The organism is Luxibacter massiliensis, from assembly GCF_900604355.1.
Classification (GTDB): Bacteria; Bacillota; Clostridia; order Lachnospirales; family Lachnospiraceae; genus Luxibacter; species Luxibacter massiliensis.
Genome location: NZ_UWOE01000001.1, coordinates 554,550 through 570,678, shown reverse-complemented (window position 1 = coordinate 570,678; position 16,129 = coordinate 554,550). Strand labels below are relative to the sequence as shown.

Genomic DNA, 16,129 nt, shown 5'->3' with positions numbered 1-16,129 from the left:
TTTTCTATTTTATGCTATCCATTCAGTCCAAACAAAGTTTTACATACACTATCCGTTTTACTTCATAATTTATTTTGTTTATTGGAAAAATTTTTCATAGACTTCCTGCGCAGGCATATCCTCACCTGTGAAAATGTTAAATGCAGCTTCTCCCTGCCGAAGAAGCATTCCAATTCCTCCCAGTACAGTCTTACAACCCTTTTCCATTGCTTCCCTAAGCAGCTTGGTCTCCCTTGGATTGTAAACTGCATCTGCCACCACAAGATCCGGGCGAAATACTGAAAGATCTTGAATCAGGGATTCTTCTTCCATGGGTTTCATCCCTACTTTTGTAGCATTTACCAGAATATGGCTTTTTTGTACTTTTTCGTATAAAACGCGGCTGTCCTCTAACGGATATACTTCTACATCCACCTCTGGAAGCTTCTCACTGATTTTTTTTGCAGTACTTTCAGCATTAGGATAAAACTCATCCCTTCGGTTGAAAATATATATTTTTTTGGCCCCTTCCAGTGCAGACTGCACCTGGATAGCAGTCGCCGCCCCGCCTGCCCCCATAACAGCCATAACCTTATCTTTTACATCTACGCCATGCTCTTTCAGATTTTTCACAAATCCTATGCCATCCGTATTATGGCCGTAAAGCCGTCCGTCTTTTATCACCACTGTGTTGCATGCTCCAATCAGGGCGGCTGCATCTGATAACTCATCTGCAAGCTCTGCTACCCTTGTTTTACACGGCATAGTCACATTAAACCCTCTGCATCCAAGTGCCTTCAGGCTGTCGACTACCTCTTTTGTCTTCGCAAGCTCCACATCAAATGCCAAATAAGCACAATTCATATTCGTTCTGTGAAAACTATAATTATACATCGCCGGTGAACCGGAATGCCCTACCGGTGATCCTATGAGGCAAAAAAGCTCTGTTTTTCCATTTATATCCATATCCTTTCTCCTTTCGTCTGCCCTTTAGATCTTCATAGCCGTATCCAGGGCTTCTTTTGTTGCATCCAGCGCCCTGCGTGCGCGTACGGCATCTCCTATCACATACACCTCTTTGGTAAATTCCTTAATTTCCTGGCTCATTGTATCCAGATTCCGGTACCCCATGGCAAGCACCACGCTGTCCATCTGGTTCACACGGCCTTCGGTTCCATCTTCCAGAAGATAAGATACGCCGTCTTCAAAAAATCCGGTCACTTTTGCACCCGTAATTTCTTCCACCTGATATTCCCGCAGCGCTTTCATCAGAAATTTTCTATGTTCCGGGATTACATCCGCCCCCAGTTCCCTGCGCAGTTCTATTATGGATACCTGATGCCCCAGTTCTCCCAGGAAATCCGCCACTTCACATCCTACCATTCCCCCGCCTACAACCAGCACACGTTTTCCGGGTTTCACATTTCCGTCCAGTACATCTGCTGCATGGATTGCTTTTTCAATTCCCGGAATCGGAAGCACAAGGGGAATGGATCCGGAAGCCAGGATCACAGCATCTGGATTCTCTTCTCTGACAAGATCTGGCGTCACTGTTGTATTCACTTTTATTTTTACACCCTTGGCCCTGCAGTTATTGATATAACTGCAGATCATGGAATTGATGCACCCTTTTCCCGGTGGATAGGCCGCCAGACGCATATTTCCGCCTAACAGTTCCTTTTCTTCATACAGGGTCACATCATGTCCCCTAAGTGCACAGATATATGCCGCATACAGGCCGCCTGGTCCTCCGCCGATCACCATCACCTGTTTTTTGTGTTCCGCCAAAAGAAGTTCCAGCTCTCTGCCCACAAGAGGATTGACCAGGCAGGTGATTGCTTCCCCTTTAAACATATTTGGCACGCAGCCCTGAAGGCATCCGATACACGGCTGCAGCAGCTCCAGTTCCCCGTTTTGTGCCTTTTTGGGAAGCTCCGGGTCTGCAATACTCTGACGTCCGAATGCGACCAGATCTGCTTTTCCCTCCTCTACCATCAGTTCCGCATATTGTGGTTCCGTATACCGTCCAACTGTAATCACCGGAATCTGGACTGCCTGTTTGATTTCTGTCACACAGCTGGAACTAAAACCCTCGTGGATCACGCTGGGCGCCCACATATATTCGTCATGCAGATGAACCGCCCTGGAAACATGCAGGGCATCCACACCGCACTCCTTTTCCAGATAAGCGGCCGCCGCGGCCGCATCCTGGGGTGTCTGGCCCCCCAATATATCATCCGAGCCATTAATCCTGCAGATCACAGCCAGTGTTTTTCCTGTCTTTTCCCGGATATTTTCAACAATCAGACGCGGCAGACGCATACGGTTTTCAAAGCATCCGCCGAATTCATCCTGACGCTTATTTGTTCTTTCAGAAATAAAAGAACTGACAAGATACCCATGGGCACAATGTACTTCCACTGCATCTGCGCCCGCCTTTTTAGCCCTCAGGGCCGCATCCCCGTATGCTTCAATCAGCCGGTACACTTCCTCTGTGGAAATGGCTTCAGGCACTTCTGTTTTCGCAGAAGCCGGAATGGCGCTTGCCGATTTCAGCGGATATCCTGTGACTTTTGAATTTCCCTCCGGCCCTGCATGCTGAAGCTGTATGGAAACCTTCGCTCCTGCCTGATGGCATGCTGCAATCGCCGCCTGAAAACTGCCGATAGTCTCATCGGAAAACAAACATGGTTTCCTGGGGCCCCCTTTTGCCTGTTCATATACAACAGTCGCTTCAAATGTGATCAGGCCAAACCCGCCCTTGGCCCTTGCTCCGTAATATGCGGCAGAACGTTCGCTCAGCCTCCCATCGGTCTCGGCAAAATTATTTCCCATGGGACACATCACAAAACGGTTCGGAATGGTCACTCTTCCAATTTTAACCGGCTGAAACATCGCTTCAAACTTCATATCCTCGCCTCCTCTTCTTTCGTATCACTCAGATAATATTTCCGGCCATGCATGCTCCAGCACTTTTTTTGTATTTTCATAATTGTATGCTGCCGCCTCTGCCACGCCACAAGACAAAATTTTATCGCTGATCACCTCTACGCCAAACGCAAGCGGTTTTACCCCTTTTTCTTTCAGCATCCGGCAGAAGGCCTCCGTATTCCCACATCCCGTCCCCGGCGCCAGCCTGTCGTGCATGGACTCGTCTCTCAACACATTTTGGGCATAGGCTCTCTCATAGACATCATTGATCTGCACAGACACAATCTTCTCTGCCGGAATCCCCTCCAGCACACTGAGTTCAACCGGCTGACAGGCTCTGAGCCAATGCCAGGAATCCAGTATGATTTTTGCATTTTCACAGTTGCTTGCATCTACGATTTCCCAGGCTCTCTTTACGTTGGGAATCCCGCTGTAGGGCATCGGCTCCACTCCGATGATCAGATGTCCGGCTCTTGCACACAGCTCTTTTAACTTCTGTGCAGTATACTCCACGGAATACGCCTCCATCAAACCGCAATTGATATGGGCTACGCCAAATAACTCACACATATGGAAACACATCTGCTCTTTATATTTCTGTTCATAGCTTCTGTTCTCTTCCGCCCACTGGACAATATACTCTACCTCTGTCACACGCATGCCATACTCTTTAAGAATGCCCAAGATCCCACTGTCCGAAAGTCCCTCATTTAAGGCGTCCACATACGTTTCCGCCCTAAGTCCGATCCCCTCAAATCCCGCGTCTTTCGCCGCTTTCACCCTTTCCTCAAATGTACATTTGTCTCCCAGTGTCCAGGAACTGATTGTTATTGGATATTGTTTTGACATGTTTGTTTCCTCCTTTTCCTTTCTCTTTTTATTTATTCTGCACGGCAGAAAGCTTCTGCAGCAGTTCTTCACATATTACGCCAATTCCTTTTCCTGTTGTATCAATCATTAGATCAGCGGCAGCGCTGTATTTATCCTTTCTGCTTTCCATCATGCCGTCAATAAAAGGTATATTCATATTGCCGTTCAGCAGCGGCCTGTCTGTGCCGTCTTTTACACGTTCCAAAATTTCTTCTGGCTTTGCTGTCAGCCAGACCACATACCCATTCTTTTTCATTAGTTCCACATTTTGAGGCCGGAGGGGAACGCCCCCACCGCATGAGATAACCGCATGGTCTTTATTTTGCAGCTCAATTAAAGTATTACTTTCACAATTTCTGAAGTACTCTTCTCCATAGGCGTCAAAAATCTGGCTGATTTTCATACCTTCCTTTTCTTCTATGTATCCATCCATTTCTATGGTTTCCATTGCCAGCATTTTCCCCAGATATGCCGAAACTGTTGATTTTCCAGCTCCCATGAACCCTATTAGAAGGATGTTCCTGTCAAACAGCGCCTTTGCCTGGATTTTTCTGCTATTTTCCATGATTCTTTCAAAAATATGGACAATCTCTTCTCCAAATATTGTTTCCCCTATCTCTTCCTGAACCTGCAGCAGCTGTTTCCTCTCCTGTTCTGGCTGCAGGACCGGCATGCCATGTTTTCTTTTATATTGAATAATTCCTCCAATACATTCCATCCGCGTCTTTAATGCCTGTACGATTTCTCTGTCACAATCACCGATGATTTCCCTAAAGTTTAATAATTCTCTTTCCATTTCTCTCCTGTTATCGTTTCATTTCATTTCCATATCTAATATTCAATACAACAGCAAATAAAACCCCTATACATGTTACCGACATATTAAAAAGCAAAATATTTCTCGGGCCATTAACGCCCCCTGTTTTGGCCAGTACGCCGGCAGCATTTATTACAACATAGTTTGAAACTGAAGATGCAAACATAACCATTGCTGTAATAGTGCCTTTATGTTCTGGATACATTTCATTTGCAGTGGATGTTGTAAGCTGAAGAACTCCCCCTGCTGCAAAAAAACCTATCAGGTAACCTCCTATCAGACAGACCTGAGGAGCTTTTATCATATACATCAGCAGCAGGACCAGCAGCGCTGCCATCGGATACACAACCAGGATACGGATAGGTTTGACCCCTTTATTTACTAAAAGGGAAGTGACTAGTATAGCTGATACAATTCCCACAGAATAAAATGATTGTATGAGCTGGGGATTTGTCATTCCATATAAGACACCCAGCTCTTGGTTGCAGTTCATAAAAATCATGAAGGTAGCCGATGAAGTAAACCCTATGCCGATTAACAGGAGCAATGCCGGAGAAAATCTGATCTTGCTTCTCTTCTCCTTATTTTTTACCGCCCCTCCCCCGCTTGCAGGAAGAGGGAGTATAAAAATTGCAGCAGCATCTATTACTACAAGTCCTGCCGCCATGAAAAACAAAATATGGTACGTCATTCCCATTCTGCTGAAGAAAATGATTAGGATGGGTAGAAGGAACTGCCCAATAGACATTGAAAATTTTGTAAACAGATTAGCCACTGCACCGTTTTCACTGAAAATCTCCATACAGGAAGGGGTGACGCTGGTGTCCAGAAAAGAATTTCCCATTCCGCTGCACATAAGCAGGACATACGCGGCAGCAGTACTTGTTGTAAACGGCAGGCCGGCAAAAAATACTGTAAAGAATGCCATTCCCACCAATGCACTCTTCTTCCTCCCAAACCGGTCAGAAAAAGGGCCTGCTACCGGAAAAGCTATCAGCCTTCCAAGTCCTATCGCCGCAATCACAGTCATAACACTGCTGATTTCGAAAGTTCCGTCTGCCAGCCTTCCTGCCCCCCATGCTGCGGCAAATTCCTGCTTATACTGTCCCACAATGGTAGCAGCGATTCCAAGTATAAAATATGTAATATACAACGCCACTGCCGCAGGGTAATATTTTCTTTGGTTCATATATCCCGTCTCCTTATGATTCAGATTTAAAGAAGTGTTCTTTTATTTCATCCACAGGCATATCCATGCCTGTATAGAGCTTTGCTGCTGCGGCTCCCTGATAGATGAGCATTCCCAATCCATCCGCAATTTGGCTGCCGCTTTCTTCCGCTGCGGCCAGAAGTTTCGTTTTTATGGGATTGTATACACAATCTGTTACCAGCAGACGCTCCCCAAACACCGAGGTATCCTGTATCAAACTCACATCTTTTAGAGGTGCCATGCCTACCCTTGTAGCATTAGTCAGGACATCGCTCTTTTGTATTTTTTCCTGTAAAAGCTCTTGATTGTCCAGATCATATAGAGAAATCCTCTGATTTGGAAACGAATCCTGCAACTTTTGTATTTTCTCCTCTGCTAAGTTCCAGAAACCATCCTTTTTGTTAAAAACATTGATTTCAGCAGCACCGTCCAGCAGCACCTGGACTTGTATTGCCGTTGCAGCGCCTCCGGCCCCGAGAATTGTAATCCTTTTCTCCTGTATATCCATACCATGGCTCTGCAAATTCATCACATACCCCTCTCCGTCTGTAATATAACCTTTGAGGAACCCATTGTCATTCACAATCGTATTGCATGCACCAGATAATTTTACGGCAGGCGAAACCCAGTCAAGATAGGGGATGACAGCCTGCTTGCAGGGCATGGTAATGTTTGCGCCCCTCATTCTAAGTACACGAAATGCTTTGATTGCCTCTTCTGTATCCTCCCGGCTAATATTAAAGGCCAGATACCTCCAGTCAATCTTCCATTTTTTAAAACAGTAATTATACATAGCCGGCGACATAGAGTGTTTCACTGGAGAGCCAAACAAACCCAAAAGTCTTGTTGTACCTGTTATCATTATTTTCCTCCGCCTCATTTTTTTATATATCCTTCTGTTTCTATATTATTAACATGTGAAAAAATTATCAAATGCATTATTTCCCATCAATTAATAGTTTATATCTATCATTTATGATATACTATGTATAAGATATAGCTAAAAAATAAGCGGAGGAGAATTTGTATGAATCTATACCAGCTTCGATATTTTGCACTATTGGCTAGGATTGGCCACTTCCGGAAAACTGCTGAACAGTTATGTATTGCACAGCCAAGCCTCAGCCACTCCATTGCCCTTTTGGAGCAGGAACTAGGTGTTTCTTTATTTGAAAAGCAAGGAAGGCGTTCTGTTCTCACTTCGGAGGGTTTACAATTTTTAACATATGTAGAAAAATCACTGGAAATTCTAGATGAAGGGATCCTGGATATGCAGCATATTGCAATGGGGGAAGGTATTATTGAACTGGGTTTTCTCCGGACTCTGGGAGTAGAATTTATACCGGAAATGGCACGCAGATTTTTAGAGAGCCAGAAGGATAAGAACATCTATTTCAAATTTCACACAGGCATTACTGCGTCTTTGATTGATGGCCTTAAAGATGAAAAATATGATCTTGTATTTTGTACCAAGAGGGAAAGCGAGCCAAATATTGAGTTTTTTCCTGTCTCCCGGCAAGACCTTGTGGTAATTGTCCCTCGAAACCACCCTCTGTCTAAACGTTATACTATAAGCCTGGAAGAATTGGGCCCCTATCCCCAGGTATGCTTTTCTCACTCCTCAGGCCTAAGAAGCATTATAGACAATTTATTTAAAAAGATTCATGTAACACCCCAGGTCGCCTATGAAATAGAGGAGGACATCGTAATTGCCGGCCTTGTGTCAAAAGGTTTTGGCGTGGCAGTAGTGCCCTATATGGCAGATTTGCTCCGGATGGATGTAAAAATTATTCAAATTGCTTCCCCATATTGGGAGCGTAACTTTTATATGGCAACGCTAAAAACCCATCATCTGACACCTGTTGTCCAGAATTTCCATAACTATGTAATCCATCAATATTCAGACAATCTCTAATATCTGCCCCAAACTGCCATGTTTCTATTACAGTGGCCCCTCCTAATAAGTCGCTGAAAGTCAGGTTTAGGTCCTGCTGGCTTCAAAAAAACAAGTACAATGGACAAACTGTATATCATAAAAAATACTGGCCAATTATGGAGAATTTTGTTATAATAATGTATATATGCAGCAGTGGTCGAGTGGCTGATGGCATCTGCCTCGAAAGCAGAAGAGCGGAGACGCTCCGGGGGTTCAAATCCCTCCTGCTGCGCTTATCTGAGAACCAGGTATTTAACCTGGTTCCTTTTCCTTCTGTGGGGACTTCTGTCTCCGGGCATTTTTACTTTCCCATGTCATACCCCCCTGGTTCCTTGACAATCACTCTTTTATTCCTCTATACTACACATAGCAGAGCAGCGTATATTTAAAAAGGATAAAGGAGGCTATTATATATGATCATTAAAGGCGGTACAATCGCAGATCCATCCACCCATTCATCTTACAAGGCAGATATAAAAATCCAGAACGGAAACATCAGCCAGATTGCTGACCAGCTTATCCCCGATAAAGGGGAGGAAGTCATTCCCGCTGAGGGCCTGGTCGTTGCCCCCGGCCTGATTGATTCCCACGTGCACTTCCGGGATCCTGGCTATACTTACAAAGAGACGCTTCATACAGGCGCTCTCTCTGCCGCAAGGGGAGGTTTTACCACTGTCATCTGTATGGCAAATACCTCCCCCGCCGTAGATTCCCCCTCTGTCTTAAAAGATATTCTCTCACGGGCCGATACAGAGAAGATCCGCATATATCAGGCTGCTTCTGTCTCCCGCTCTTTAAAGGGAGCCGAACTTACGGATATGGAGTCTCTGTCCGAGGCAGGGGCCTGTGGGTTTACTGACGACGGGATTCCCATCCGGGATGCCGCCCTTTGCTATCAGGCCATGCAAAAGGCAGCGTCTCTGAATCTGCCGGTAAGCCTGCACGAGGAGGACCCCTCCTTTATCCAGAATAACGGAATCAACCATGGAGAAGTCTCCAGCAGGCTGGGCATTTACGGCTCTCCATCTATAGCGGAAGAATCACTTGTTGCAAGGGACTGTATGCTGGCCCTGCGGGCTAAGGCACATGTTGTAATCCAACATATCAGCTCCCGGTATTCCGTAGAATTGGTACGGGTTTTTAAGGCTTTGGGAGCCAGTATCCATGCCGAGGCAACCCCCCATCATTTTACATTGACAGAGGAGGCAGTGGCAGCACACGGCACGCTGGCCAAAATGAACCCTCCCCTTAGGACAGAGAAAGACCGCCAGGCTATTATCCAGGGACTTGCGGATGGGACTATCGATTTAATATCTACGGATCATGCCCCCCACAGTGCAGCAGAAAAACAAAAACCTTTCACGGAAGCACCAAGCGGGATCATAGGACTGGAAACCTCCCTGAGCCTGGGGATTACTTCCCTGGTGCGCCCGGGCCACCTGACCCTTATACAGCTTTTAGAGAAAATGACAATCAACCCTGCCAGGCTTTATCATCTTCCCTACGGGAAAGTGGCCCCCAGGGAAGCCGCAGACCTTGTTATTTTTTCACCCGATGAACAATGGGTTCCTAATGAATACCAGTCTCTTTCATCAAATACTCCTTTTACGGGAGAACCCCTTTGGGGAAAAGTAAAATATACAATCTGCCGGGGCCAGGTAGTATATGCAGATCATATTTAAAAAATAAGTACCTTCAGCAGGAGGCTAATCTGAGCCTGGCCTGCTGAAGGTACTTTTATATTGTTATATCTATTCACATCTTAAGCATTTTTTTCCTGTGCCAGGAACGAGGCCCCAAGGGCGCCTGCATACCTCCCAAAATCTGTCGTGCGGACAGTGCGCCCAAGTTTTTTACTCAGCGCATCAGTAAAATATACACTATGGCTTAGTCCCCCCGTCAATATAATAATATCCGGCAGGGTTTTCCGCTGAACCAATTGAGAGACTTTTACAGCCACTGAATCTATGACTCCAGCGGCAATGTCCTCCCGCCTTCTGCCTTCGCCTATATAATTAATGATCTCTGACTCTGCAAAAACAGTGCACAAAGAACTTATAGGCAGAACCGTCCCATCTGCCGCCATATGGAACATATCGTCGATTGTAACGCCCAGCCGGTTTGCCATGATTTCCAGAAATTTTCCGGTTCCCGCAGAACATTTATCATTCATGAGGAAATCGTTTACCATTCCCCCTTCTACGAGAATAATTTTTGTATCCTGGCCGCCCACATCAATGACTGCACAGTCACCCCCCGCCAATTCCTTTCCTCCCCTGGCATGGCAAGTGATCTCGGTAATAATATGGTCTGCAAACTCTACTGCCACACGCCCATATCCGGTCGCCACTACTTTTGTATCCTCCGACCTGACATCCACGCTGTTTTCTCTAAGCTTATCCTCTATCGCTTTTGCAGTCTCCTTGCTGCTCCAGCCTGTAGGGAGGACAAAATGCATCTCTTTATCACCTCTGACAACCACCTTGGATGCAGTTGAACCAATATCAATTCCCACATAATTCATAACTGTCAATCTCCTTGCTGCCCAATCTTACCTTTCAAGTTTTATGTATACTCATTAAGCTGCTAATGTTCAATTAGTATAACTTTATCGGGCAAAGTCCACCCGTCCGAAGGACATGTATTAGGGGATGCCCTTTAGGTATACTCTAACAGTACTTATCCCGGTTCGGATTTATGTCTCTCTGGATCTCAACGATATCAAGTATATGAATTTTCTCATCCTCAATACATTTTTGTATCATCGGGATCTCTTCTTTTTTGACAACCAGCGAAATCCCACAGCACTTGCTCGCCTGCCTGGGGGTAGGAGAAATCTGTGATCTCAAACCTGCCTTCTTCAATGCACGGTGGAGCCTCATTCCATTATCATGATTCGGAAACAGAACATAATACTGTATCTCTTTCATTCCAAATCCGCACCTTAATTATTCAGCATTTCTATGAATGCACTGATCCTTGTCCTGAGCTGCTGGGCATCACTGTCTGTATAATCCGTCTCAATTCCAAGTACAGGGATTCCTGCCTCTTTCATGGCCCTCTCTACAAGGTAGCCTTCTGTATCGTAGAGATTACAGAACTTTAGGTTCACATCAATAATTCCATCTACTTTATACTCTCTTGCAAGACGTAGTATATCATCGGTACGCGCATGGTTAGGGGTAAAGCACGCACAATTAATATGCATGTAACGGCTGGCAATGGCTTCAATCTGACCTTCTATTGTCTGCTGCGTCTCGTCCACAAGATTTTCAAAATAGCGTGTACCTGTACACATTTCTTCGCATACGACAGCTCCCCCGCTTGTCTCAATCAAATTATGGAGCTTCCAGTTTGGTATAGCAAGGGGTGTACCAGTCAGCATAATTCTCTTTGTCCCTGCTGGGAAGACGCTAATGCCTTCTTCCACACGCTTGTCCAGTTCGTCACAGAGCTTGTTGGTCATCTCTGCAAACCTAGTAGGATCATCGTAAAATGCGATCTGTGATATCAGCAGCACATCCTTCCCACTGATTGGAATCCTTTCATTCTTTCTAAATTCATAGAGCCTTGAGAGCGCCCTTCTCTTATTATTAATCAATTGAATTGCAGCGGCAAGGCTGTCTTTCGTAACCTGGTTGCCGGTCTCTTTCTCAACTACTCCCTTAAATATATTTATTTCCTCTCCCCAGGCTTTTACGTCCTTTGCCCGCTTCATCTGAGGAAGGTCCATCACATGTACCGGAACATCCTCAGACAGGATCTCCCATGCTTTCTTCTTTCCGTCACAGGTTGTCTCCCCCACATACATGTCCGCAATACGGAAGAATGGACATGTGCGGTCCAGCCTCGCCCCCACAGAAGCTTTGATCAGTGGACATGTATTCGTTGGAAGTACTTTTTCCCCTCCTGGCACCCAGAATTGGGAACCTCCGCAAAGTCCTGTTGCGATTCCATCTGCTGCAAATACAATCTCATCTGGGACATATATACAAAATGTCCCGAATACCTTGCCGCCCTTCTTCTGGTGCTCGATCAGTTCTGCCGGCCTCACCCCGTGGATCTCTGCAACAACAAAGTCATAATAGTCCATAGCCTCAGGCCTGTTCTCCTGGGATAGATATACATCCCCAAATGCCTGGGGGAGTACTTCACACAGTTGGTCATGAGTCTCCAGATCCATCCCTAGTTCTTCCCACATTTTGTGATAATCTGCCATTTTAATTTCCTCCTTACGTATAAAAATGGAAGATAATCTGCACTTTCCGCCAAACTATCTCCCTTTTAATTATGGTACTATTAGAGTATCACTATTTTCTTTTATCAGCAATTCAAGAACCAGATTTCATCATTGATTTTTCCCATAAACCCCTATCATTTATCGTATTTTTCTATATCCATAGGCCTCTCTTAATCTATGCCCAAAAGCTCCCCTTTTGCTTAGGGGCCTGGGGCGGACGGGTTCCTTCCAACAAAACCGGGAAGATGCCTCCCTGACTTTAGATTCCGTCCCTTCGGCAGATTTTTGCTATAGCCTGCAGGCACGTTTCTATTTCCTTTACCGTATTAAATCCGCTGAATGAAAACCGTACAGTACCCTGAGGAAATGTGCCCAAACTTTTATGTGCCTCAGGGGCGCATTGAAGGCCAACCCGCGTCATGATACCGTACTCCTGCTCCAGCTCAAAAGCCAGCAGTGCATTGTCCATTCCCTCAAAGTCAACCGCCACCACTGCCGTACGGCCCTGGCATTCCAACCGGCCAGCCACCTTAGCCTGGGGGATCTCCTTTAGGCCATCTAAAAACCGCATGGTCAACTCCATTTTCTTCTGATGGATAGCTTCAGGCCCCCGCTCCTCCAAGTAAGCCAGGGATGCATGCAGTCCAATTATGCCCGGCAAGTTCATGGTCCCGCTCTCATACTTATCTGGAAGTGTTTCCGGCTGTTCCAGCTTATCAGAACTACTGCCCGTCCCACCCTCGATCACAGGCCTCATGCAATGATCCAGCCTTTCCGTTATAAGAAACCCGCCAATCCCCTGGGGGCCCAGCAATCCCTTATGTCCCGTAAATGCCAAAAAGTCAATGGCACACTTTTTCATATCTATATCCAGGGATCCAGCGCTCTGGGCGGTATCAACTGCAAAAAATATCCCTTTCCTGCGGCATATGGGGCCAATCTCTTCAATGGGAAGAACGGTGCCGCATACATTGGATGCATGAACCATCAGTACAAGCCTGGTATTAGGATGCTTGTGGATTTCTTCCTCCACATCCCGGGGAGTTATAGTCCCCTCATAATCAGCCGGTACCTGAGAATATGTAACCCGATTATCCGCCAGTCCTGCCAGGGGACGCATCACTGCATTATGCTCCATTCCTGACACGATCACATGATCTCCCTTTTTTAACAGGCCCTTAAGCAGGTAATTGACAGAATACGTAATTCCGGGCGTAAAAACAACCTGGCGGGAACTTTCTGCGTGAAACATCCTGGCCAGCATTTCCCTTGTCTCCAGTACTTTATCAGCCACTTCGTAGGCCCCCTCATAGCCGCCCCTGTTAATATTAAAGGCGCCATTCTGGAGAAGGGCGTATACTGCCTCCGCCATCCCCGGCGCCTTCGGAAATGACGTACTTCCATTATCAAAATATATCTGTTCCATCCTGCTTTCCCTCCACTTCCTATGTAATAAAAAACCACCGGATTCCCTGAGAAAAATCAAGGTTTCCGGTGGTTCTAGGTACAGGGGATGAGAGAATCGAACTCCCACCAAAGGTTTTGGAGACCCCTATCATACCATTTGACCAATCCCCTTTACAAAATGACTATTTATCAGTCACTTTGTAATTATACTTAAAACATACAAGAATGTCAAGATATTTTTCTTTTAATTTCTCTCTCCCCTTTGCCGGAAAGCCTCTATCCGCGCACTGCCTCCAGCGCCTTTTCCAGCTGGTTATCAGCCGTTTCATCGGCCGGATCCGCCTCATATTCCACTTCTATATCCGGTGTAATCCCTGTCCCATGAATATTCCGCCCATTGGGGGTAAAGTATTCCTGGGAAGTAATCTTCATGCTCGTTCCATCCTCCAGATCCATCAAAAATTGTACAACCCCTTTTCCATAACTTGTAGTCCCAACCAGCTGCCCTACGCCATAGTCTTGGATTGCGCCGGCAAAAACCTCCGAAGCACTTGCGCTGCTGCCATTAATCAGCACAGCCAAAGGTTTTTGAAATGTATGGTCCTCCTCATTTACTTCTTCCTCCACATTACCATCCCTATCCTTCGTAGAAACGATAACTCCTTTAGGGAGCAGAAGCCTTAACATATCTGTAACTGTATCCAGATCCCCACCAGGATTCCCCCTCAGGTCAATGACCAGGCCTTGCATCCCATTGGCTTCCAGATCGTCAAGAGCCGTCTTAAACTGTTCATATGTCACTGTCTCAAATTCTGAAACACGAATATAGCCGATCTGCCCTTCTTTCATTTCATATGACACTGTTTGGGCTTCAATCTCGGCCCGGACCGCTGTACAGGACACCTCTTCACCTTCATCTCCCCTGTAGACGTGAAGTGTCACTTCAGTCCCCTCTTCCCCTTTAACCCAGGATACAACCTCATTGAGGTCTTCACTGCCTATTTCACGGTCATCTACCTGGTACAAAATATCGCCGACCTTTAATCCCGCCTTCTCCGCCGGTGAATCCTCATACATTTCCGAGATAGTTATAATGCCAGTGTCCAAATCTTGTGTGAGGGAGGCGCCAATTCCGGAAAACTCCCCCGAAATGCTCTCCATTAGCTCCTTAGTCTGCTCCTCATTATAATACTCTGTGTATGGGTCTCCCAACCCACTCACATACCCTGCGTAAATACCATCAAGAAGAGCCTCTTTATCTATATCATCCTGGTAAAGATAGTCGCTGTCTATTATATCAGATAATACTTTCAGTTTACTCTCTGCCTCACTGAAAGAAACAGCCGAGGCCGAACCATCCGTATCCCTCTTTCCATACACAGCCCTCCATCCCAAGGAAACAATAACTGAAATTAATAACATAATAAGGGCGCCAAGAAGTGCCCCCTTTATAAAACTCTTTTTATTCTCCATATTTAACCAACCTTTTGGATTATTATAGTCAGGGTGCACTGAAAAATTCAATGCACCCTGAAATCATAAAAACTTTTATCTATTCTACAGATACGCCTGTGGATCCACTGGTGAATCATTTAGTTCCACTTGAAAATGCAGATGGGCCCCAAAGGAATTCCCAGTATTTCCCACATAACCAATCTGCTGGCCCTTTGATACTGTCTGGCCCGCACTTACACAGATGGCCGAATGATGCATATACTTAGTCACAAAACCATTGCCATGGTTGATGACTACCCAGTTACCTGCGCTGTCGCTCCATCCTGCGATGACCACCGTCCCTGCATCTGCAGCATATGTAGGCGTCCCCTCCCCGGCAGCCAAATCCAGGCCGTTATGGAAAGAACTGTCAAAATCTCTGTAACCAAAAGTACTGGAAACCGATGCTCCCGGACAAGGGTTTGTAAACTGGCCATTTCCAGTGACAACTGTATTTTCACTGCTGGGAGGCACATATGTATCTCCCGCACTCCCACTGCTGGCTGCCTGCTGCGCGGCCTCCTCTGCCGCTTTACGCGCTGCTTCGGCTGCCGCCTGCTGCTGAAGCTGTTTCTGCCTCTCAGCCTCGGCCTGCTCAATTAGTTTCTTCAAAGTGGCTGCATTGTCGCCAATTTCCTTCTCAAGATTGGAAATCTGCAGCTTTTTATCTTCAAGCAGCGTATTAACCTCATTTTGTTTTGTAATCAGTTCATCCTGCAGCTCTGTGAGTACAGAATATTCTTCCTGGAGCGCAGCCTCTTTGTCCTCCACATCCTTGACTACATTCTGGAACTCAGTAAGCATATCTCTATCATATGCAGAAATCTGAGAAACATACTCAGCTTTATTCAGGAAGTCACCAATATTTTCGCTGGATATCAGTATTTCAATCAATTGGGAATTTCCATTCTCGTACATGAACTTTATTCTTTTCTTCATGCTCTCATACTGATTATTTTCATCCACCTTGGCTTTGACAAGCTCATCCTCTGCCTTTTGTATCTCTTCCTGTTTTTTCTCCAGCTTATTCTGTGTCTCGTTCATCTCATCCACAATTGAATTAAGCTGTGATACAAGAGAATCCTTCTCCTTCTGGGCACTATTCTTCTTAGACTCCAGATCATCTGCTTTTTTCTGGGCTTCCTCCACAGTCGTTGCACTGACATGAAGCACCATGCCTGCACTCAAAGCCACAACCAGGACTGCACTGAGTAACCCTTTCTTTCGTCTATTGTTCATAAGCGC

General features: G+C 45.8%; 14 protein-coding genes and 2 tRNA genes. 3 read left to right on the top strand and 13 right to left on the bottom strand.

Annotation, left to right across the window (positions count from 1 at the left end; genetic code table 11):
* Positions 1 to 78: 78 nt before the first annotated feature.
* From aroE (EFA47_RS02855) to aroE (EFA47_RS02830), 6 genes are read right to left on the bottom strand one after another with little or no spacing between them, the layout of a single operon-like run.
* Positions 79 to 945, bottom strand: a complete 867-nt coding sequence (gene aroE / locus EFA47_RS02855; protein WP_122641924.1) for a shikimate dehydrogenase — start codon at positions 943 to 945, stop codon at positions 79 to 81.
* 24 nt (positions 946 to 969) lie between these two features.
* A complete protein-coding gene (locus EFA47_RS02850) occupies positions 970 to 2,889 on the bottom strand; it encodes an oxidoreductase (RefSeq protein ID WP_122641923.1) in 1,920 nt (639 codons plus the stop codon).
* Between the two features lie 24 nt (positions 2,890 to 2,913).
* Positions 2,914 to 3,759 (bottom strand): sugar phosphate isomerase/epimerase family protein, encoded by an 846-nt coding sequence (locus EFA47_RS02845; protein ID WP_122641922.1) that lies wholly within the window; start codon positions 3,757 to 3,759, stop codon positions 2,914 to 2,916.
* A 28-nt stretch (positions 3,760 to 3,787) separates the two neighbouring features.
* The gene (locus EFA47_RS02840) at positions 3,788 to 4,576 is read right to left on the bottom strand and encodes a shikimate kinase (protein ID WP_122641921.1); all 789 of its coding nucleotides are present in this window, start codon (positions 4,574 to 4,576) and stop codon (positions 3,788 to 3,790) included.
* 10 nt (positions 4,577 to 4,586) lie between these two features.
* Entirely contained in the window at positions 4,587 to 5,786 is a 1,200-nt protein-coding gene (locus EFA47_RS02835; protein ID WP_122641920.1) for an MFS transporter, read from the bottom strand.
* 13 nt (positions 5,787 to 5,799) lie between these two features.
* Entirely contained in the window at positions 5,800 to 6,669 is an 870-nt protein-coding gene (gene aroE, locus EFA47_RS02830) for a shikimate dehydrogenase (RefSeq protein ID WP_330511817.1), read from the bottom strand.
* 165 nt (positions 6,670 to 6,834) lie between these two features.
* Between aroE (EFA47_RS02830) and EFA47_RS02825 the strand changes: the two genes are divergently transcribed.
* From EFA47_RS02825 to EFA47_RS02815, 3 genes are all read left to right on the top strand, one after another.
* A complete protein-coding gene (locus EFA47_RS02825; protein ID WP_122641918.1) occupies positions 6,835 to 7,722 on the top strand; it encodes a LysR family transcriptional regulator in 888 nt (295 codons plus the stop codon).
* A 168-nt stretch (positions 7,723 to 7,890) separates the two neighbouring features.
* A tRNA-Ser gene (locus EFA47_RS02820) sits at positions 7,891 to 7,975 on the top strand.
* 181 nt (positions 7,976 to 8,156) lie between these two features.
* Entirely contained in the window at positions 8,157 to 9,425 is a 1,269-nt protein-coding gene (locus EFA47_RS02815; protein ID WP_122641917.1) for a dihydroorotase, read from the top strand.
* Between the two features lie 80 nt (positions 9,426 to 9,505).
* Here the strand turns inward: EFA47_RS02815 and EFA47_RS02810 are convergent, their stop codons facing one another.
* The 7 genes from EFA47_RS02810 to EFA47_RS02780 form a co-directional block, all read right to left on the bottom strand.
* Positions 9,506 to 10,267 carry an acyl-CoA dehydratase activase gene (locus EFA47_RS02810; protein WP_122641916.1) on the bottom strand — a complete coding sequence of 254 codons (762 nt, stop codon included), beginning with the start codon at positions 10,265 to 10,267 and terminating at the stop codon, positions 9,506 to 9,508.
* Positions 10,268 to 10,412: 145 nt separating this feature from the next.
* Positions 10,413 to 10,673, bottom strand: coding sequence for a DUF3343 domain-containing protein (locus tag EFA47_RS02805; RefSeq protein ID WP_122641915.1), 261 nt, complete (start codon positions 10,671 to 10,673; stop codon positions 10,413 to 10,415).
* A 14-nt stretch (positions 10,674 to 10,687) separates the two neighbouring features.
* Positions 10,688 to 11,962 carry a double-cubane-cluster-containing anaerobic reductase gene (locus EFA47_RS02800; protein WP_122641914.1) on the bottom strand — a complete coding sequence of 425 codons (1,275 nt, stop codon included), beginning with the start codon at positions 11,960 to 11,962 and terminating at the stop codon, positions 10,688 to 10,690.
* A gap of 280 nt (positions 11,963 to 12,242) precedes the next feature.
* Positions 12,243 to 13,409: an aminotransferase class V-fold PLP-dependent enzyme gene (locus EFA47_RS02795; protein WP_122641913.1), complete on the bottom strand. Its 1,167-nt coding sequence runs from the start codon at positions 13,407 to 13,409 to the stop codon at positions 12,243 to 12,245.
* Positions 13,410 to 13,490: 81 nt separating this feature from the next.
* Positions 13,491 to 13,561, bottom strand: a tRNA-Trp gene (locus EFA47_RS02790).
* Positions 13,562 to 13,666: 105 nt separating this feature from the next.
* The gene (locus EFA47_RS02785; RefSeq protein ID WP_122641912.1) at positions 13,667 to 14,863 is read right to left on the bottom strand and encodes a S41 family peptidase; all 1,197 of its coding nucleotides are present in this window, start codon (positions 14,861 to 14,863) and stop codon (positions 13,667 to 13,669) included.
* Positions 14,864 to 14,947: 84 nt separating this feature from the next.
* On the bottom strand, positions 14,948 to 16,123 hold the full coding sequence (locus tag EFA47_RS02780) for a murein hydrolase activator EnvC family protein (protein ID WP_122641911.1): 1,176 nt from the start codon (positions 16,121 to 16,123) through the stop codon (positions 14,948 to 14,950).
* Positions 16,124 to 16,129 lie beyond the last annotated feature (6 nt).